A 21,821-nucleotide genomic window follows, 5' to 3' on the forward strand; every position below is an offset into this window, starting at 1 on the left:
TTCGTTTACTGTTGTGGTTGTTGTTGAACTTGAGGGGCCTGTGGTTGCTGTTGGATTTGTTGGCCAGGTTGTCCCTGATTTGGATTTGTTGGAGCAGGATTATTTGCTGGTTGACCAGGAGTAGGTGTTACTTGGGTAGTTGAACTTTCAGTTGTTGTAGAGGGATTCTCTACCTCTGATTGTGTTTGTTGTGTATCAGGAGTACTCCATGTATTTCTTGCTCCGTTTAGGAATACGAACTGCCCGTTTCTATATAGTCCCTCAGGCATTGTCCAATCTCCAGGATGGTTATTTTGCGCAAGGTAGCTCATCATGCTACGATAGACTCTAGCAGCAACTGTGAGGCCATCACCTACAATAGGAGTGAGACGGTTGGTATAACCTGTCCAAACGGCCATTGAATACTTACGAGTATAACCGACAAACATTTCATCAGGTGCTACAAGTTGATTCATCTTGATATGATTTTCGATTTCTTCATCTGTATAGTTAGAAGTCCCTGTTTTCCCTGCTTGAGGGATTCCAGGAAGGTAGGCATTGTAACCTGTTCCAGATGTTAAGACTGTTTTCATCATTTCTGTCATCATATAGGCAGTAGACTCTTTCATAGCTCTTGTGCCAGCGTCAGAGAATTCTTTTTCGCTACCATCACTAAAGATGATTTTATTGATGTACATTGGTTTGTGGTAGATACCGCCATTAGCGAATGCAGCGTAAGCCGCAGCCATTTTCTCACTGCTTGCACCGTACTGTTTACCAGATTCAGTTGTATTACTTGAAATAGCATTTGAATAGTGCATTACAGGATAGTCGATTCCTAAACCATTTAGGAAGTTTTTAGCTCTATCTAAACCAACCTTGTTTAGTGTTTCAACAGCAGGTACGTTACGAGATTGTTGAAGGGCATATTGCAGAGTAATGTTACCAAAATATGCTCGATCCCAGTTGTAGACAGGGGTACTTGTTCCAGGATAGTTATAAGGAATATCGTGGACAGTAGTTGCAGTTGAATCATATACACCGTATTCTAAGGCTGGGGCATAATCAGTGATTGGCTTCATGGTTGATCCCCAGTCACGGTTGGTTTCCACAGCTTGGTTAGTACCGAATGAAACATTGCTTGCTTGGTGACGAGCTCCAAGTTGGGCGATGACTTTACCATTGGAAGTATCTACGATAGTTGAGGCTACTTGAAGGTCATCATCTGGATAAGAGACATATTCATCTGTATTGTAAATATCCCAAAGTCGTTGTTGAATGTCCTTGTCTACATTGGTGTAGACTTCCATTCCAGTAGTAAGAAGATTATATCCCGTTTCGTGCTCTACTTGTTCAATAACCTCTTTTAGATAGTTATCCATATACGCTGGATAAGTAGCAGCTGACTTAAGACTTTGTAAACCATCAGTGATAGGTGTGTTGATAGCTTTTTCATATTGTTCAGCACTAATGTAATCTTGTCCTCTCATTTCTGAAAGAACCAAATTACGACGGTCCAACGCTGCATCTGGATGAGAGTAAGGATCGTATTGGTTGGGTGCCTGTGGCATACCTGCTAGCAAAGCTAATTGAGGTAGAGAGAGGTCTTTTAAGTCTTTTCCGTAGTAATTTTGGGCTGCTGTCTGCATACCATAGTTACCATTTGACATATAGACCTTATTGATGTAGTAGGTAAGGATTTCTTGTTTGGTAGCTTTTTGTTCCAATTGGACAGCTAACCATGCCTCTTGTGCTTTTCGGGAGATATTTTGATCCGAAGTTGATGTTGAGAAATAGGTCAACTTAATCAACTGCTGAGTTAGGGTTGATCCTCCCTGTAAAGAGTTACTTTGTAAGTTACGTAAGAAGGCCCCCATGATCCGAATCGTATCTACCCCTCTGTGGTCAAAGAAGCGGTGGTCCTCGATAGACACGATGGCTTTGACTAAATCAGTAGGAATTTCGTTGGCCTGAGCGTTTACTCGGCGTTCAGAGCCCAGATCGGCAATGAGTTCGTTATTATTGTCGTAAATCTTGCTCGAAGTTGTTGCAACTAATTTACTATCTGATAGTGCTGGAGCTTTACTTACAAAATAGAGGAAAACACCCCCACCCAATAGAAATAATGCGATAAAGAGAGTTAGGAAAAAGATTCCAGTATACTTTAATATTCGCATAAGAATGTATTTATTCATCTTGTTTACCACCTAGTAAATGTTCTTTGATGACATCGAGATAGGGAATTTGTGGAAATGCCCCTAGTTTTATCTGGTAGCCGTATTCTCGTATGTATCCAAGTGGCATTGATTTTTGCCCCTTATCTTGATGATAGAAGCGAATCAAATCATATGCCGGTAATAAGTAGGTTTCTTGCTGAGAAGAAAAGTGAAGAAGGACAAAGCAGATTCCTTGTTGAGCAAGGACTTGTTCCATATGCTGAATCTGATGTGGATGGAAATTTTTCATCGGAATCGCACGTTTTTGTTTTGTTTCCTTGGCTTCAAAGTCGATGTAATATCCCTTATAAACGCCAGAATAGTCTGTCGTTGAAGCTTGTCGGAAATAGGCTTCAACAATCTTGGCACGACTTCGTTGTGGATAGTCCACTCGTACGATTTGAATAGGAGTAGGTTTTTTGTGTATAACTGCCAATCCCTGAGACAAATAGTAGTCGTTGGTAGCATTGATCATCTTTTCAAAAGACATTCCTCTGTTTGCGAAATTTTTGGATTGAGAAAGAGAGGTTTGTCTTTTTTGGGATGAAATTTTATGAGGATAGTTGACCATAATTCTCCTTATTGGTACAATAACATCACTCTATTATACCATAATTTTACACAGAAAGGGTTAAAAATGACTACAGCTTTGGTTTTAGGATATTCTGCTTTTGATTTGGGTTTGTTTTCTGACAAGGATCCTCGTCTTAAATTGATTAAAAAAGCGATACGTAGGGATTTAGAAGCTATGGCAGAAGATGGGGTGACTTGGCTTGTATTTACCGGAACTTTGGGTTTTGAATATTGGGTTTTAGAGGTTGCTCAGGAAATGAAGACCGAATACGGTTTCCACTTGGCTACCATTTTTGCTTTTGAAACACATGGGGAAAATTGGAATGAAGGTAATCAGATGAAGCTGAGTCGTTTTAAGCAGGTAGACTTTGTCAAATATGCCTATTCTCGTTATGGACACAAAGGTCAGTTAAGAGATTACCAGCAGTTTTTATTGGAAAATACGAATAGTTCTTATCTTTTTTATGATGAGGAAAATGAAACGAGACTAGCTTATATTTACCAAATGATGAAAGAGCAGGAAGACTATTTTATAAAGAGACTAACATTTGATCAGCTAAATGAACTTGCAGAAAATTTTTCCGAAAATTGAAGCTTTGACCTTGATTTTTGTTTGTCTTTTTTTATATAATAATACTAGCAACTGAGAATGGAGAGAGACATGGCAGGTATTATTTTTTCGGCGAAAGATATTTTTGAACAAGAGTTTGGACGTGAAGTCCGTGGGTATAGTAAAGTAGAAGTTGATGAGTTTTTGGACGATGTCATTAAGGACTATGAAACCTATGCTACCTTGGTCAAGTCACTTCGTCAGGAAATTGCGGATTTGAAGGAAGAATTAGCTCGTAAACCAAAAACTTCACCAGTTCAAACAGAACCTCTTGAAGCGGCAACAACAAGTTCTATGACGAACTTTGATATTTTAAAACGTTTGAATCGTCTTGAAAAAGAAGTGTTTGGTAAACAAATTTTAGATAACTCAGGATTTTAAGAGCTTATTTAAAAAGTGCAATTTTTGGATAATCGCGTGAGGAGAGTTGCTTTTCATGAGGAAAGTCCATGCTAGCACAGGCTGTGATGCCTGTAGTGTTTGTGCTAGGCGAAACCATAAGCCTAGGAACGAGAAATCGTTACGGCAGTTGAAATGGCTAAGTCTTTGGATAGGTCAGAGTAGGCTTGAAAGTGCCACAGTGACGGAGTCTTTCTGGAAACGGAGAGAGTGGAACGCGGTAAACCCCTCAAGCTAGCAACCCAAATTTTGGTCGGGGCATGGAGTGCACGGAAACGAACGTAGTACTCTGACTGCTATCAGCTAGAGCTGCTAGTGGTAGACAGATGATTATCGAAGGAAGTGGTCCTAGTCACTTCTGGAACAAAACATGGCTTATAGAAAATTGCATATAGGTTGAGGCTGAGAAAATTTTCTCAACCTCATTTTTTAAAGTGTACAATAGAAAGGTCTTGCAAGACTGTAACATGAAAAAAGAATTTAATTTAATTGCAACTGTGGCAGCTGGTCTGGAAGCTGTAGTGGGAAGAGAAGTGCGAGAGTTGGGTTATGACTGCCAAGTTGAAAATGGACGTGTTCGTTTTCAAGGAGACGTGAGAGCTATTATCGAAACTAACCTTTGGCTTCGAGCAGCAGATCGTATCAAAATTATCGTAGGAACCTTTCCTGCCAAGACTTTTGAAGAGCTGTTCCAAGGAGTATTCGCCTTAGATTGGGAAAATTATTTACCACTTGGAGCTCGATTCCCGATTTCAAAAGCCAAATGTGTTAAATCTAAACTACATAATGAACCGAGTGTTCAGGCTATTTCTAAGAAAGCTGTTGTTAAGAAATTGCAGAAACACTATGCCCGTCCAGAAGGTGTTCCACTGATGGAGAATGGCCCAGAGTTTAAGATTGAGGTTTCTATTCTAAAGGATGTGGCAACTGTCATGATTGATACGACAGGATCTAGCCTCTTTAAACGTGGTTATCGTACCGAAAAGGGTGGCGCTCCTATCAAGGAAAATATGGCAGCAGCCATTTTACAACTATCTAACTGGTATCCAGACAAGCCTTTAATTGATCCGACCTGTGGTTCAGGGACTTTCTGTATCGAGGCTGTCATGATTGCTCGAAAGATGGCACCAGGACTTCGTCGTTCTTTTGCCTTTGAGGAATGGAACTGGGTTAGCGATCGTTTGATTCAAGAAGTGCGCACAGAAGCGGCCCAAAAAGTGGATCGTGAACTTGAGTTGGATATCATGGGCTGTGATATCGATGCTCGTATGGTGGAAATTGCTAAGGCTAATGCTCAGGCAGCTGGTGTTGCAGGAGATATTACCTTTAAGCAGATGCGCGTGCAGGATTTACGTTCAGATAAAATCAATGGTGTGATTATCTCCAATCCGCCTTATGGAGAACGCTTGTCAGATGATGCAGGGGTTACCAAGCTTTATGCTGAGATGGGGCAAGTATTTGCACCGCTGAAAACGTGGAGCAAATTTATTCTAACTAGTGATGAAGCCTTTGAGACCAAGTACGGTAGCCAGGCGGACAAGAAACGTAAGTTGTACAATGGAACCTTAAAAGTTGATTTGTATCAATATTTTGGGCAGCGTGTCAAACGCCAAGAAGTGAAGTAGGAAGGTAAATTCATGACTAAGAAAAGACGGGATCGTCATAAAAATGAAGGACAAGAACCGCGATTTGATTTTGATGAAGCAAAAGAGTTAACAGTTGGTCAAGCTATTCGTAAAAATGAAGAAGTAGAAGCAGGGGTCTTGCCTGAGGACTCCATTTTAGATAAGTATGTTAAGCAACACAAAGATGAAATTGAGGCGGATAAGTTTGCGACTCGCCAATACAAAAAGGAGGACTTAGTCGAAACGCAGAGTTTGGATGATCTTATCCAAGAGATTCGGGAAGAGACAGCTGTTGAGCCTACGATAGTAGAGAATGATTTCATCCAGTTTGATGACTTAGAATCTACACAAGTGACAGAAACTCCTTTTGATGAGGAATTTGACACTGAGGAGGCAGTCGAAACAGAGTATCCAATGGTGGATAGTGAAGATGGGCAAAGTGTTAAGAAACAGATTCTTTATGGCTTGTTAGCTGCCCTAGGAATTATTATTATTGGAACTGGTTATTATGTTTATAGTCAAGTGGCTCGTTCGACCAAGGAAATCCAAACTTCTCAATCAACCACAAACTCGCAGGCGGAAGCGGAAGAATTTAATAATTTATACGATGCCTTCTATACAGATAGCAATAAAACAGCTTTGAAGAATAGCCAATTTGATAAACTGAGTCAACTGAAGACTTTACTTGATAAGCTAGAAGGTAGTCGCGAATATACGCTTGCTAAATCGAAATATGACAGCTTAGAAACGCAAATCAAGGCCATCCAAGAAGTCAATGCACAATTTGAAAAACCAGCTATTGTGGATGGTGTTCTGGATACCAATGCCAAAGCCAAATCGGATGCTAAATTTACAGATATCAAAACCGGGAATACGGAGATTGACAAAGTGTTAGATAAGGCTATTAGCCTTGGTAAGAGTCAAAAGACAAGCACTTCTAGCTCAAGTCAAACCAGCAGTTCTAGTCAAGCAAGTTCAAATTCTTCTACAGAGAGTAGTACAAGTAACACCAGTCCATCTTCAAGCGCCTCATCAAACAATTCAGTTTCTGCGCGTGATGATAGTCATGGCGGTCTATCAAGTTCTGGAGTTAACCTACAAAGAGCTTCAAGCCGTGTGCCGTTCAATCAATCGGCTGTGGATGATAGTAATAACTCTGCCTGGGATTTTGCTGATGGTGTCTTGGAACAAATTCTCGCGACTTCACGTTCACGTGGTTATATCACTGGTAACCAATACATCCTTGAACGTGTCAATATCGTTAATGGCAATGGTTATTACAATCTCTATAAGCCAGACGGAACCTATCTATTTACCCTTAACTGTAAGACTGGATACTTTGTTGGGAATGGTTCTGGACATGCGGATGCCTTGGACTATTAAGCAGTCGTTACAAAATTCTTTCTTTTCAAAAGTAAAAATGATAAAATAAAACAAATTAAACAAGAGGAGTGTCATATGACAAAAGCTAACTTTGGTGTCGTAGGTATGGCCGTAATGGGCCGTAACCTTGCCCTAAATATTGAATCTCGTGGTTACACAGTTGCTATTTACAACCGTAGTAAAGAAAAAACTGAAGATGTAATTGCTTGCCATCCTGAAAAGAACTTTGTACCAAGCTATGACGTTGAAAGTTTTGTAAACTCAATCGAAAAACCTCGTCGTATCATGTTGATGGTTCAAGCTGGACCTGGTACAGATGCTACTATCCAAGCCCTTCTTCCACACCTTGACAAGGGTGATATCTTGATTGACGGAGGAAATACTTTCTACAAAGATACCATCCGTCGTAATGAAGAATTGGCAAACTCAGGTATCAACTTTATCGGCACTGGGGTTTCTGGTGGTGAAAAAGGTGCCCTTGAAGGTCCTTCTATCATGCCTGGTGGACAAAAAGAAGCCTACGAATTGGTTGCGGATGTTCTTGAAGAAATCTCAGCTAAAGCACCAGAAGATGGCAAACCATGTGTGACTTACATCGGTCCTGATGGAGCTGGTCACTATGTGAAAATGGTTCACAACGGTATTGAGTATGGTGACATGCAATTGATCGCAGAAAGCTATGACTTGATGCAACACTTGCTAGGCCTTTCTGCAGAGGATATGGCTGAAATCTTTACTGAGTGGAACAAGGGTGAATTGGACAGCTACTTGATCGAAATCACAGCTGATATCTTGAGCCGTAAAGACGATGAAGGTCAAGACGGACCAATCGTAGACTACATCCTTGATGCTGCAGGTAACAAAGGAACTGGTAAATGGACTAGCCAATCATCACTTGACCTTGGTGTGCCATTGTCACTCATCACTGAGTCAGTATTTGCACGTTACATCTCTACTTACAAAGAAGAACGTGTACATGCTAGCAAGGTTCTTCCAAAACCAGCTGCCTTCACATTTGAAGGAGACAAGGCTGAGTTGATTGAAAAAATCCGTCAAGCCCTTTACTTCTCAAAAATCATTTCATACGCACAAGGTTTTGCTCAATTACGTGTAGCTTCTAAAGAAAACAACTGGAACTTGCCATTTGCAGACATCGCATCTATCTGGCGTGATGGCTGTATCATCCGTTCTCGTTTCTTGCAAAAGATTACAGATGCTTACAACCGTGATGCAGACCTTGCTAACCTTCTTTTGGATGAGTACTTCTTGGATGTTACTGCTAAGTACCAACAAGCAGTGCGTGATATCGTAGCCCTTGCAGTTCAAGCTGGTGTGCCAGTGCCAACTTTCTCAGCAGCTATTACTTACTTTGATAGCTATCGTTCAGCTGACCTTCCAGCTAACTTGATCCAAGCGCAACGTGACTACTTTGGTGCCCATACTTACCAACGTAAAGACAAAGAAGGAACATTCCACTACTCTTGGTATGACGAAAAATAAGTAGGTCTGCCATGGGGAAACGGATTTTATTACTTGAGAAAGAACGAAATCTAGCTCATTTTTTAAGTTTGGAACTCCAAAAAGAGCAATACCGAGTTGATCAGGTTGAGGAGGGGCAAAAAGCCCTCTCCATGGCTCTTCAGACAGACTATGACTTGATTTTATTGAATGCTCATCTGGGGGATATGACAGCCCAGGATTTTGCAGACAAGCTGAGTCGGACTAAGCCAGCTTCAGTCATTATGGTCTTGGACCATCGCGAAGACTTGCAAGATCAGATTGAGGCAATCCAACGCTTTGCCGTTTCTTACATCTATAAGCCAGTTATTATTGAGAATCTGGTAGCTCGTATTTCAGCGATTTTCCGAGGTCGGGACTTTATCGACCAACACTGTAGTCAGATGAAGGTTCCAACGTCTTACCGCAATCTGCGTATGGATGTAGAACATCATACTGTTTATCGTGGCGAAGAGATGATTGCTCTGACGCGTCGTGAGTATGATCTTTTGGCTACTCTTATGGGAAGCAAGAAAGTCCTGACGCGTGAGCAGTTGCTGGAAAGTGTCTGGAAGTATGAAAGTGCGACCGAAACCAATATCGTGGATGTCTATATCCGTTATCTACGTAGCAAGCTTGATGTAAAAGGTCAAAAAAGCTACATTAAAACCGTGCGTGGTGTTGGTTACGCTATGCAAGAATAGAAAGGCAGTCACGGTCGTGTAACTGCTGTTTGAGCTCTATACTATCTGTAACAGGAATTCCTGAACTCCAGATAGTATAGAGCTTTTTGAATAGCCACAAATGCAAGTCTTTAGACGGCTTGTAATGCTTCAAAGAGATGGTCAGAGAGAATGAATTTTTCTTGACCATAGTTTATACTCAATGAAAATGAAGGAGCAAACTAGGAAGCTAGCTGCAGGTTGCTCAAAACACTAGTTTTGAGGTTGCCGATGGAAGCTAACGTGATGTGAAGAGATTTTCGAAGAGTATTGGTATCTGATAAGCTTTACTTTCATAGTTTTCTAGTTTTTGACGCTCAAAAGGGATGAGCTAGCTTCAGGTGTAGTTAATATACTCTTTATAAGTATTCGAAAAAATGGAATTTATCATAGTTTTGAAGAAAATGGGGATTTTATTTTTGTTGAAATATTATAATATAATAAATGCTTCAAATTCTGAAATATTCTGAAAATACTGGAAAATAATAAATAATAATTAATATAATTGACAAATCTGCTTATATAAATTATAATGTTGAATGTATGTGTATGTGTATGTGTATGTGTATGTGTATGTGTATGTGTATGTGTATGTGTATGTGTATGTGTATGTGTACTACATGCTATTTTTAGAAATCAAAAGGAGACAATGTAATGTATTTTAATCGTAAAAATGCAGAGCAAAAGAACTGGAGAATGATCAAAAAAGGAAAGCACTTCCTATTCGGTTGTTCTCTTGTTTTTGCGGTAGGAGCTAGCTTAGCTACTCAAGTGGTTCATGCAAACACAGCAGAAACTACTGTAGCAAACAACTCGACTACTGGGGATGTTAACCCTACACCGAACGGAGATGGCAAGACTTATGAGGCACCTGCTGCTGTAGCAGAAATCAAGCCAGAAGTTGCTACAACACCAGCTGTAGCAGCAAAACTTGATGGAGAAACTGCAAAAGAAGTTAAAGCTTTAGACAAAACTAAACTTGAAAACTACATTGCAGAAATCGAAGCAAAATTAGCTAACGGAACATACGAAAGCAAAACAGAAGAGAGTGTTGCGGTATTAAAAGCTGACTTAGAAGCTGCAAAAGCTACATTAGCAAACGCAACAACTCAAGATGAAATCACAAAAGCTTACAATAAACTTGTAACTACAGCGAACACTAAATTAAAAAACAAACCTGTAGAGAAAAAAGAAACTCCAGCAGTAGACACAACTAACGGACAACCAACTGTAGGTAAAAAAGCAGAAAACACTGAGAAAAAATCAGAATCTAACTCAATCGAAAACACAGGATCTAACGACTCACGTAACGGTAAAGCATTAGATAAGAATAATGCTTTTAGAGCGGAAGTTGCCTATTCAGAAGGTACAAATGCAGCCGCAAATGGTCATAGTGATACCTATATCCTTAATGATGTTAATAAAGCCACGTCTACAGATGACGCTGTTAATGCAGTTTCTAGAGTTACAAATTATAAAGTTAAATATAATAAAGACGCTAGTGGGAAGATTACTTCATTAGATTGGCTTGTCTTTTATAATGATCATGCAGAAAATCTATCTAATACGTATAATACAGATGGAGGAGATGTATATCGAAATTTCATCCAAATTCCTGCAGAAGTTAATATGCCAACTAGCATTACACGTGCAAAATATAACTCTCCAATCCAAGGTAAATTAAATCCTAAAACTAAAAAACTTGAACGTACAAAACCTGATGGTTCAGCATTGAGTAGTTCTGTAACGTTTGAAAATCCAGCACCAGCTACAGCTGCTGGATTACCATTAGACAAAAAAGATACCTTTTCTCTGGCTTCTGGTTGGGAAAGTGGTATCTATGGTCGTTCTATAGAAAAACTTGCCGGTCAGGAGGACAGATATTTCAAGAGTGCGGCATCTAATTCTTCTCCGAGAACTAAAGAGTTATTGGATAATGTTGCCTTGAATGACAAACGTTTGATTGTGGATCGTTCGACTACGGGTGGTTCAGGTTATGATGGCTATGCATGGAGTTTTAGAACTGAAGTTCCTGCAACAACATCTAACGAACAGTTGAAAGATATGAAGGTTGTGTTTGGTATGATGCGTAGCGCCACTGCTGGTGCCAATGCAGGTTTCGCCAACATTGCAACTAACCCTATAAAGATGTGGCAGTCTGATGTTTCCACACCAACAGCGAAAGATCAAACTGTAAAAGTTGGTCAAAAACCAGATGCGACAAAATCAATTGGAAACTTAGATACTCTTCCAAAAGGAACAACAGTTAAGTACAAGGATGCAGTAGATACACGAACTCCAGGTGAAAAACGAGCAACAGCAGTTGTAACTTACCCGGATACATCTACAAAAGAAGTTCCTGTAAAAGTAATTGTTGAAAAAGAAAAAGAAGCAGTAGCACCAGCTAAGCCAGTTACTCCAAAACCAGAAGCACCAAAACCAAGCACGCCAGCGCCAGATGCAGCAACTAACAAACCAGCGGCAGGTGCAGCAACTAACAAACCAGCAGCAACACCAACAACTAGTGGTCCAGAAATTGTCAACGATTTGGCAGGTAAAGCAAGTACTCCAGCTGATGTGACAGTTAAAGCACCAGCAGGTTCAACTGTTAAGCTTTACAATAAAGATGGCGTTGTGATCGGTGAAGCGGTAGCTAACGACCAAGGTGTAGCAACTGTTCACCCTACAAACAGTCTTCCAGAAGGAGAGATTACAGCGACTTCAACACCAGCAGGTGGAACAGAGTCAGCTAAGAGTACACCGATTACGGTTACGAAAACACCATTAACTATTATTGATGGTGGGGTTACTGGTAATAATGATACTAGACTATTAGTAAGTAAAGAGACTATTACAGTATATCCTGGTGATAAAATTGATGTTGATGTTGTAGCTCAAGCTACAGCTTTAGAGAAATTTTCAGTTGAGAAAAATCCGACAGCTATAAAAGGAGTATTACCATCAGGGGGATACCTAGGATCTTCAAATGGAGCTACGATTAACCAACGTGATGCTAAATATAGTGGTACTGTTGCAATGGATCAGCCAGCAGGAACTAACAGTATTATTTTTCATGCAAGTAATCGAGATAAACCAACAAAGATATACAGAGAACTTAAAGTAATAGTCCTTGAGACTGCTAAGAAATATGAACCAGTTGCAGGTACAAAAGTAGATATTGCAGATTCTAACGGCGTTAGTGAAACTGAAAAGAACAAGATTATCGAAGCAGTGAAATCTGCTAACCCAAGTCTTCCAGCAAATTCACAATACAGTGTGGATGAAAAAGGGAACCTTACTATCACTTATCCTGATGGATCAAAAGATAAGATTGCAGCAGCATATCTAGTAAATCCAGGAGCAGATGCAGCGACTAGTGCTCCAGAAATTGTCAATGATTTGGCAGGTAAAGCAAGTACACCAGCTGATGTAACAGTTAAAGCACCAGCAGGTTCAACTGTTAAGCTTTACAACACAGATGGTGTTGTGATCGGTGAAGCTGTAGCTAATGCTCAAGGTGTAGCAACTGTTCACCCTACAAACAGTCTTCCAGCAGGAGCGATTACAGCGACTTCAACACCAGCAGGTGGTAAAGAGTCAGCTAAGAGTACACCGATTACGGTTACAGCATCACCGTTGACTGTTAAGGATGGTGGTGTAACTGGTAATAATGATACTAGACTATTGGTAAGTAAATCAGAGATTACAGTATATCCTGGTGATAAAATTGATGTTGATGTTGTAGCTCAAGCTACAGCTTTAGGGAAATTTTCAGTTGAAAAAAATCCACTAGCTATAAAAGGAGTAGAGCCAACAGGAGGATATCTAGATGACCCACGTGGAAGTACGATTAGACAACGTGATGCTAAATATAGTGGAACTGTTGCAATGGACCAGCCAGCAGGAAGTACAAGTGTTATTTTCCATGCGAAGAATCGAGATAAACCAACAACGATATACAGAGAACTTATAGTAAATGTTCTTGAGACTGCTAAGAAATATGAACCAGTTGCAGGTACAAAATTAGATGTTGCAAATTCTAACGGCGTTAGTGAAACTGAAAAGAATAAGATTATCGAAGCAGTGAAATCTGCTAACCCAAGTCTTCCAGCAAATTCACAATACAGTGTGGATGAAAAAGGAAATCTTACTATAACTTATCCTGACGGATCAAAAGATAAGATTGCAGCAGCATATCTAGTAAATCCAGCACCAACAGATGCAGATAAGAACACACCAACAGCTAAACCACAAACTGTAAATAAAGGAACAACACCAAAAGCAGAAGATTCAATTGGAAATGTAAAAGATCTTCCTAAGGGTACAAAAGTAGCCTTCAAAGATCCAGTAGACACAGCGACACCAGGTGAAAAAGATGCTACAGTAGTTGTAACATACCCAGATGGATCTAATGAAGAAGTTCCAGTTAAAGTAACAGTTAAAGACCCAAGTTCAGCACCAACAACTCCAACAACGCCAGCAACACCAGCAGCTCCAGTAGTAGCTCCAACAGTAGAGATTCCTTATTCTAATAAAGATACTAAGGAAGTTTATGTTTATGCTGGAGAAGAAAACTCATTCGATATTAAATTCAAAGATGATAGCGGAAAAATTGCAAGTGCTACTGTAAGACAAGGTGGTAACAAAGCGTTTGCTGATGTTGCAGGTGAAGCAAATACTATCAATACACAATATGGATTTAAAGCAAATGTTATCAATGCTGAGACACCAGCGACAGAAAAAGCCCCAGCAGTTATTACTTATTCAGGTACTCCAGCAGCGACAGATGGTTTAGCAAAAGACAAACTAGAAGCAGCAACTAAAGGAGAAAATCCAGAAGGTATGGCTTTAGGATGGCGTTATGCAACTGCAACGGATAAAGATGGTGCATTTATTGAGAATAAAGCAGTAGGTAGTTCAACTGCAACTGATCCAGGTGCATTCCGTGTTATGCTTAAGGGACAAACTCAAAAATATGATATTGCAACACCAACTGAAAAAGTTACTGTAGCAGATCCAGCTAACGTAACAGATGCTGACTTAGCTAAAATCAAAGAGAAGCTTCAACTTGAGTACTCTCAAAACAACGATGATGCTAACTTGGCAGACAAAAAAGGTCAAGCTGTAGCTGATAAAGATGCTAAGATCCAATCAGTCACAAAAGACGACAAAGGAAATCTTGTTGTAACATATAAAGATGGTTCTCAAGATAAAAAACCATTATCAGAATTTGTAACTAAAAAACCAACAGATGCAGATAAGAACGAATCACCATCAAAACCAGAAATTAAAACAGACTTAACAGGAAAAGCAGGAACTAAGACACCAGTTGAAGTAACAGCAACACCAGGATCTAAAGTAGAGTTATTTGATAAAGATGGTAACAAGATTGGTGAAGGAGTAGCAGGAAAAGATGGAAAAGCTACAATCACACCAACGAAAGAACTTCCAGCAGGAGACGTAACAGCAAAAGAAACAACTCCAGCAGGAAAAGTATCAGAAGCAAGCACACCAGCAAAAGCAACGCCAACAAAAGATACAACAACACCATCAAAACCAGAAATTAAAACAGACTTAACAGGAAAAGCAGGAACTAAGACACCAGTTGAAGTAACAGCAACACCAGGATCTAAAGTAGAGTTATTTGATAAAGATGGTAACAAGATTGGTGAAGGAGTAGCAGGAAAAGATGGAAAAGCTACAATCACACCAACGAAAGAACTTCCAGCAGGAGACGTAACAGCAAAAGAAACAACTCCAGCAGGAAAAGTATCAGAAGCAAGCACACCAGCAAAAGCAACGCCAACAAAAGATACAACAACACCATCAAAACCAGAAATCAAAACAGACCTAACAGGAAAAGCAGGAACTAAGACACCAGTTGAAGTAACAGCAACACCAGGATCTAAAGTAGAGTTATTTGATAAAGATGGTAACAAGATTGGTGAAGGAGTAGCAGGAAAAGATGGAAAAGCTACAATCACACCAACGAAAGAACTTCCAGCAGGAGACGTAACAGCAAAAGAAACAACTCCAGCAGGAAAAGTATCAGAAGCAAGCACACCAGCAAAAGCAACGCCAACAAAAGATACAACAACACCATCAAAACCAGAAATCAAAACAGACCTAACAGGAAAAGCAGGAACTAAGACACCAGTTGAAGTAACAGCAACACCAGGATCTAAAGTAGAGTTATTTGATAAAGATGGTAACAAGATTGGTGAAGGAGTAGCAGGAAAAGATGGAAAAGCTACAATTACACCAACGAAAGAACTTCCAGCAGGAGACGTAACAGCAAAAGAAACAACTCCAGCAGGAAAAGTATCAGAAGCAAGCACACCAGCAAAAGCAACGCCAACAAAAGATACAACAACACCATCAAAACCAGAAATCAAAACAGACCTAACAGGAAAAGCAGGAACTAAGACACCAGTTGAAGTAACAGCAACACCAGGATCTAAAGTAGAGTTATTTGATAAAGATGGTAACAAGATTGGTGAAGGAGTAGCAGGAAAAGATGGAAAAGCTACAATCACACCAACGAAAGAACTTCCAGCAGGAGACGTAACAGCAAAAGAAACAACTCCAGCAGGAAAAGTATCAGAAGCAAGCACACCAGCAAAAGCAACGCCAACAAAAGATACAACAACACCATCAAAACCAGAAATCAAAACAGACTTAACAGATAAAGCAGGAACTAAGACACCAGTTGAAGTAACAGCAGAACCAGGATCTAAAGTAGAGTTATTTGATAAAGATGGTAACAAGATTGGTGAAGGAGTAGCAGACGAAAACGGAAAAGCTACAATCACACCAACAGTAGAACTTCCAGCAGGAGACGTAACAGCGAAAGCAACAGATTCAGCAGGAAATGTATCACAACCAAGTGCACCAGAAAAAGCAACAGAAGATACAAAAGCACCATCAAAACCAGAAATCAAAACAGACTTAACAGATAAAGCAGGAACTAAGACACCAGTTGAAGTAACAGCAGAACCAGGATCTAAAGTTGAGTTATTTGATAAAGATGGTAACAAGATTGGTGAAGGAGTAGCAGGAAAAGATGGAAAAGCTACAATCACACCAACAGTAGAACTTCCAGCAGGAGACGTAACAGCGAAAGCAACAGACCCAGCAGGAAATGTATCAGAACCAAGCTCACCGGAAAAAGCAACAGAAGATACAAAAGCACCAGCTAAACCAGAAATCAAAACAGATCTAACAGATAAAGCAGGAACTAAGACACCAGTTGAAGTAACAGCAGAACCAGGATCTAAAGTTGAGTTATTCGATAAAGATGGTAACAAGATTGGTGAAGGAGTAGCAGACGAAAATGGTAAAGCTACAATCACACCAACGAAAGAACTTCCAGCAGGAGATGTAACAGCGAAAGCAACAGACCCAGCAGGAAATGTATCAGAACCAAGTGCACCAGAAAAAGCAACAGAAGATACAAAAGCACCATCAAAACCAGAAATCAAAACAGACTTAACAGATAAAGCAGGAACTAAGACACCAGTTGAAGTAACAGCAGAACCAGGATCTAAAGTTGAGTTATTTGATAAAGATGGTAACAAGATTGGTGAAGGAGTAGCAGACGAAAATGGTAAAGCTACAATCACACCAACGAAAGAGCTTCCAGTAGGAGACGTAACAGCGAAAGCAACAGATCCAGCAGGAAATGTATCACAACCAAGCGCACCAGAAAAAGCAACACCAGATACAAAAGCTCCAGCTAAACCAGAAATCAAAACAGATCTAACAGATAAAGCAGGAACTAAGACACCAGTTGAAGTGACAGCAGAACCAGGATCTAAGGTTGAGTTGTTCGACAAAGACGGTAACAAGCTTGGTGAAGGCGTAGCAGACGAAAACGGAAAAGCTACCATCACACCAACGAAAGAGCTTCCAGCAGGAGACGTAACAGCGAAAGCAACAGATCCAGCAGGCAATGTGTCAGAACCAAGCACACCAGAAAAAGCAACAGCAGATACAAAAGCTCCAGCTAAACCAGAAATCAAAACAGACCTAACAGATAAAGCAGGAACTAAGACACCAGTTGAAGTGACAGCAGAACCAGGATCTAAGGTTGAGCTATTTGATAAAGATGGTAACAAGTTTGGTGAAGGCGTAGCAGACGAAAACGGAAAAGCTACCATCACACCAACGAAAGAGCTTCCAGCAGGAGACGTAACAGCGAAAGCAACAGATCCAGCAGGAAATGTATCAGAACCAAGCGCACCAGAAAAAGCAACAGCAGATACAAAAGCTCCAGCTAAACCAGAAATCAAAACAGATCTAACAGATAAAGCAGGAACTAAGACACCAGTTGAAGTGACAGCAGAACCAGGATCTAAAGTTGAGTTGTTCGACAAAGACGGTAATAAGCTTGGTGAAGGCGTAGCAGACGAAAACGGAAAAGCTACCATCACACCAACGAAAGAGCTTCCAGCAGGAGACGTAACAGCGAAAGCAACAGATCCAGCAGGCAATGTATCAGAACCAAGTGTTCCAGCAACCGCAACTAAGGATACAAAAGCTCCAGCTAAACCAGAAATCAAAACAGATCTAACAGATAAAGCAGGCACTAAGACACCAGTTGAAGTGACAGCAGAACCAGGATCTAAGGTTGAGTTGTTCGATAAAGATGGTAACAAGCTTGGTGAAGGCGTAGCAGACGAAAACGGAAAAGCTACCATCACACCAACGAAAAAACTTCCAGCAGGAGATGTAACAGCGAAAGCAACAGATCCAGCAGGAAATGTATCAGAAGTAAGCACACCAGCAAAAGCAACAGAAGATACAAAAGCTCCAGCTAAACCAGAAATCAAAACAGACCTAACAGATAAAGCAGGAACTAAGACACCAGTTGAAGTGACAGCAGAACCAGGATCTAAGGTTGAGTTGTTCGATAAAGACGGTAATAAGCTTGGTGAAGGCGTAGCGGACGAAAACGGAAAAGCTACAATTACACCAACGAAAGAGCTTCCAGCAGGAGACGTAACAGCGAAAGCAACAGATCCAGCAGGCAATGTGTCAGAACCAAGCACACCAGAAAAAGCAACAGCAGATACAAAAGCTCCAGCTAAACCAGAAATCAAAACAGATCTAACAGATAAAGCAGGAACTAAGACACCAGTTGAAGTGACAGCAGAACCAGGATCTAAGGTTGAGTTGTTCGATAAAGATGGTCACAAGCTTGGTGAAGGCGTAGCGGATGAAAACGGAAAAGCTACAATCACACCAACGAAAGAGCTTCCAGCAGGAGACGTAACAGCGAAAGCAACAGATCCAGCAGGCAATGTGTCAGAACCAAGCACACCAGAAAAAGCAACAGCAGATACAAAAGCTCCAGCTAAACCAGAAGTTAAGACAGATCTAACAGATAAAGCAGGAACTAAGACACCAGTTGAAGTGACAGCAGAACCAGGATCTAAGGTTGAGTTGTTCGATAAAGACGGTAATAAGCTTGGTGAAGGCGTAGCGGATGAAAACGGAAAAGCTACAATCACACCAACGAAAGAGCTTCCAGCAGGAGACGTAACAGCGAAAGCAACAGATCCAGCAGGCAATGTGTCAGAACCAAGCACACCAGAAAAAGCAACAGCAGATACAAAAGCTCCAGCTAAACCAGAAGTTAAGACAGATCTAACAGATAAAGCAGGAACTAAGACACCAGTTGAAGTGACAGCAGAACCAGGATCTAAGGTTGAGTTGTTCGATAAAGACGGTAATAAGCTTGGTGAAGGCGTAGCGGACGAAAACGGAAAAGCTACAATTACACCAACGAAAGAGCTTCCAGCAGGAGACGTAACAGCGAAAGCAACAGATCCAGCAGGCAATGTGTCAGAACCAAGCACACCAGAAAAAGCAACAGCAGATACAAAAGCTCCAGCTAAACCAGAAATCAAAACAGATCTAACAGATAAAGCAGGAACTAAGACACCAGTTGAAGTGACAGCAGAACCAGGATCTAAGGTTGAGTTGTTCGATAAAGATGGTCACAAGCTTGGTGAAGGCGTAGCGGATGAAAACGGAAAAGCTACAATCACACCAACGAAAGAGCTTCCAGCAGGAGACGTAACAGCGAAAGCAACAGATCCAGCAGGCAATGTGTCAGAACCAAGCACACCAGAAAAAGCAACAGCAGATACAAAAGCTCCAGCTAAACCAGAAGTTAAGACAGATCTAACAGATAAAGCAGGAACTAAGACACCAGTTGAAGTGACAGCAGAACCAGGATCTAAAGTTGAGTTGTTCGACAAAGATGGTCACAAGCTTGGTGAAGGCGTAGCGGACGAAAACGGAAAAGCTACAATCACACCAACGAAAGAGCTTCCAGCAGGAGACGTAACAGCGAAAGCAACAGATCCAGCAGGCAATGTATCAGAACCAAGTGTTCCAGCAACCGCAACTAAGGATACAAAAGCTCCAGCTAAACCAGAAGTTAAGACAGATCTAACAGATAAAGCAGGAACTAAGACACCAGTTGAAGTGACAGCAGAACCAGGATCTAAGGTTGAGTTGTTCGATAAAGATGGTCACAAGCTTGGTGAAGGCGTAGCGGACGAAAACGGAAAAGCTACAATCACACCAACGAAAGAGCTTCCAGCAGGAGACGTAACAGCGAAAGCAACAGATCCAGCAGGCAATGTATCAGAACCAAGTGTTCCAGCAACCGCAACTAAGGATACAAAAGCTCCAGCTAAACCAGAAGTTAAGACAGATCTAACAGATAAAGCAGGAACTAAGACACCAGTTGAAGTGACAGCAGAACCAGGATCTAAGGTTGAGTTGTTCGACAAAGATGGTCACAAGCTTGGTGAAGGCGTAGCGGACGAAAACGGAAAAGCTACAATCACACCAACGAAAGAGCTTCCAGCAGGAGACGTAACAGCGAAAGCAACAGATCCAGCAGGCAATGTATCAGAACCAAGTGCTCCAGCAACCGCAACTAATGATACAAAAGCTCCAGCTAAACCAGCGGTAACACCAGTCGTAGATCCAAGCAACTTGACTGAAGCAGAAAAAGCTAAGGTAGCAGACGAAGTTAAGAAATCAAACCCAACAGTAACAGATGTTAAGGTTGGCAAAGATGGCACAACTACAGTAACCTTCCCAGATGGCAGCACAGCCGTTATTCCATCAGGTGATACAGTTAAGAAATCATCAGATAACGCAGTTAAGGATCCAGCGGTAACACCAGTTGTAGATCCAAGCAACTTGACTGAAGCAGAAAAAGCTAAGGTAGCAGACGAAGTTAAGAAATCAAACCCAACAGTAACAGATGTTAAGGTTGGCAAAGATGGCACAACTACAGTAACCTTCCCAGATGGCAGCACAGCCGTTATTCCATCAGGTGATACAGTTAAGAAATCATCAGATAACGCAGTTAAGGATCCAGCGGTAACACCAGTTGTAGATCCAAGCAACTTGACTGAAGCAGAAAAAGCTAAGGTAGCAGACGAAGTTAAGAAATCAAACCCAACAGTAACAGATGTTAAGGTTGGCAAAGATGGCACAACTACAGTAACCTTCCCAGATGGCAGCACAGCCGTTATTCCATCAGGTGATACAGTTAAGAAATCATCAGATAACGCAGTTAAGGATCCAGCGGTAACACCAGTTGTAGATCCAAGCAACTTGACTGAAGCAGAAAAAGCTAAGGTAGCAGACGAAGTTAAGAAATCAAACCCAACAGTAACAGATGTTAAAGTTGGCAAAGATGGTACAACTACAGTAACCTTCCCAGATGGCAGCACAGCCGTTATTCCATCAGGTGATGCAGTTAAGAAATCATCAGATAACGCAGTTAAGGATCCAGCGGTAACACCAGTTGTAGATCCAAGCAACTTGACTGAAGCAGAAAAAGCTAAGGTAGCAGACGAAGTTAAGAAATCAAACCCAACAGTAACAGATGTTAAAGTTGGCAAAGATGGTACAACTACAGTAACCTTCCCAGATGGCAGCACAGCCGTTATTCCATCAGGTGATGCAGTTAAGAAATCATCAGATAATGCAGTTAAGGATCCAGCGGTAACACCAGTTGTAGATCCAAGCAACTTGACTGAAGCAGAAAAAGCTAAGGTAGCAGAAGCAGTTAAGAAAGCTAACCCAACAGTAACTGATGTTAAAGTTGGCAAAGATGGCACAGTAACTGTCACTTACCCAGATGGTACAACAGCAGTAATCCCAGCAGATAAGGCAGTTAAGAAATCTAATCCAACAGCAACAGATGTTAAAGTAGGTAAAGATGGCACAACAGCAGTAATCCCAGCTAATAAAGCAGATGATAAGTCTAAGGATGCAGATGGTGTTAAAGATCCATCAGTAACACAAGTTACAGATCCAAGCAACTTGACAGACGCTGAAAAAGCTAAGGTAGCAGAAGCAGTTAAGAAATCAAACCCAACAGCAACAGATGTTAAAGTAGGTAAAGATGGCACAACTACAGTAACCTTCCCAGATGGTAGCACAGCTGTAATCCCAGCTGATAAAGCAGTTACATCTGCTGAACAAGGCTCACATGCAGTAGCACCAGCTGATAAAGCAGTTACATCTGCTGAACAAGGCTCACATGCAGCAACACCAGCTAAGAAAGCAGGAGCGAAAGAGTTGCCAAATACAGGTACAGCAGATTCTACTGTAGCTATGGTAGCAGCAGCCGCAAGTGCATTACTTGGTCTTGGTCTTGCAGGCCGTCGTCGTAAAGAAGACGAAGAAGCTTAATTGGCAGATTATTTGATAATTATCAGATGATAAGTCCGATTTTCAAAGCTTAAATAAGTACCTCTCATAAGAAAATCTCCTAGCAGGA

Annotated in this window: 10 protein-coding genes and 1 other RNA gene; 8 read left to right on the forward strand and 3 right to left on the reverse strand. The window is 40.9% G+C overall.

Annotated features, from left to right (window positions below; translation table 11 throughout):
- Positions 1–5 precede the first annotated feature (5 nt).
- Positions 6–2,174: a penicillin-binding protein PBP1A gene (gene pbp1a / locus ACORHU_RS01775; RefSeq protein WP_261443294.1), complete on the reverse strand. Its 2,169-nt coding sequence runs from the start codon at positions 2,172–2,174 to the stop codon at positions 6–8.
- Positions 2,167–2,766, reverse strand: a complete 600-nt coding sequence (recU, locus tag ACORHU_RS01780) for a Holliday junction resolvase RecU (protein ID WP_414339477.1) — start codon at positions 2,764–2,766, stop codon at positions 2,167–2,169. Before recU ends, pbp1a begins: the two co-directional genes overlap by 8 nt.
- A 66-nt stretch (positions 2,767–2,832) precedes the next feature.
- Between recU and ACORHU_RS01785 the strand changes: the two genes are divergently transcribed.
- The 7 genes from ACORHU_RS01785 (at position 2,833) to ACORHU_RS01815 (ending at position 8,986) form a co-directional block, all read left to right on the forward strand.
- On the forward strand, positions 2,833–3,360 hold the full coding sequence (locus ACORHU_RS01785; RefSeq protein WP_414339475.1) for a DUF1273 domain-containing protein: 528 nt from the start codon (positions 2,833–2,835) through the stop codon (positions 3,358–3,360).
- Between the two features lie 69 nt (positions 3,361–3,429).
- Positions 3,430–3,759, forward strand: a complete 330-nt coding sequence (gpsB, locus tag ACORHU_RS01790) for a cell division regulator GpsB (RefSeq protein WP_261443296.1) — start codon at positions 3,430–3,432, stop codon at positions 3,757–3,759.
- A gap of 20 nt (positions 3,760–3,779) precedes the next feature.
- Positions 3,780–4,160: RNase P RNA component class B (gene rnpB / locus ACORHU_RS01795), an RNA gene on the forward strand.
- A gap of 84 nt (positions 4,161–4,244) precedes the next feature.
- The gene (locus ACORHU_RS01800; protein ID WP_261443297.1) at positions 4,245–5,402 is read left to right on the forward strand and encodes a THUMP domain-containing class I SAM-dependent RNA methyltransferase; all 1,158 of its coding nucleotides are present in this window, start codon (positions 4,245–4,247) and stop codon (positions 5,400–5,402) included.
- 12 nt (positions 5,403–5,414) lie between these two features.
- Positions 5,415–6,785 (forward strand): cell division site-positioning protein MapZ, encoded by a 1,371-nt coding sequence (mapZ, locus tag ACORHU_RS01805; RefSeq protein WP_261443298.1) that lies wholly within the window; start codon positions 5,415–5,417, stop codon positions 6,783–6,785.
- Positions 6,786–6,860: 75 nt separating this feature from the next.
- Complete coding sequence (gndA, locus tag ACORHU_RS01810) at positions 6,861–8,285, forward strand: NADP-dependent phosphogluconate dehydrogenase (protein ID WP_033680682.1); 1,425 nt, start codon at positions 6,861–6,863, stop codon at positions 8,283–8,285.
- An 11-nt stretch (positions 8,286–8,296) separates the two neighbouring features.
- Positions 8,297–8,986 (forward strand): response regulator transcription factor, encoded by a 690-nt coding sequence (locus tag ACORHU_RS01815; protein WP_000518026.1) that lies wholly within the window; start codon positions 8,297–8,299, stop codon positions 8,984–8,986.
- Here the strand turns inward: ACORHU_RS01815 and ACORHU_RS01820 are convergent.
- Positions 8,973–9,155: a hypothetical protein gene (locus ACORHU_RS01820; protein WP_434364636.1), complete on the reverse strand. Its 183-nt coding sequence runs from the start codon at positions 9,153–9,155 to the stop codon at positions 8,973–8,975. The two genes, ACORHU_RS01815 and ACORHU_RS01820, sit on opposite strands and share 14 nt — an antisense overlap.
- Before the next feature lie 503 nt (positions 9,156–9,658).
- On the opposite strand from ACORHU_RS01820, the gene ACORHU_RS01825 reads away from it, so the two are divergent.
- On the forward strand, positions 9,659–21,733 hold the full coding sequence (locus tag ACORHU_RS01825; RefSeq protein ID WP_434364637.1) for an Ig-like domain-containing protein: 12,075 nt from the start codon (positions 9,659–9,661) through the stop codon (positions 21,731–21,733).
- Positions 21,734–21,821 lie beyond the last annotated feature (88 nt).

It is taken from the genome of Streptococcus sp. KHUD_015 (genome assembly GCF_051106265.1).
GTDB lineage: Bacteria > Bacillota > Bacilli > Lactobacillales > Streptococcaceae > Streptococcus.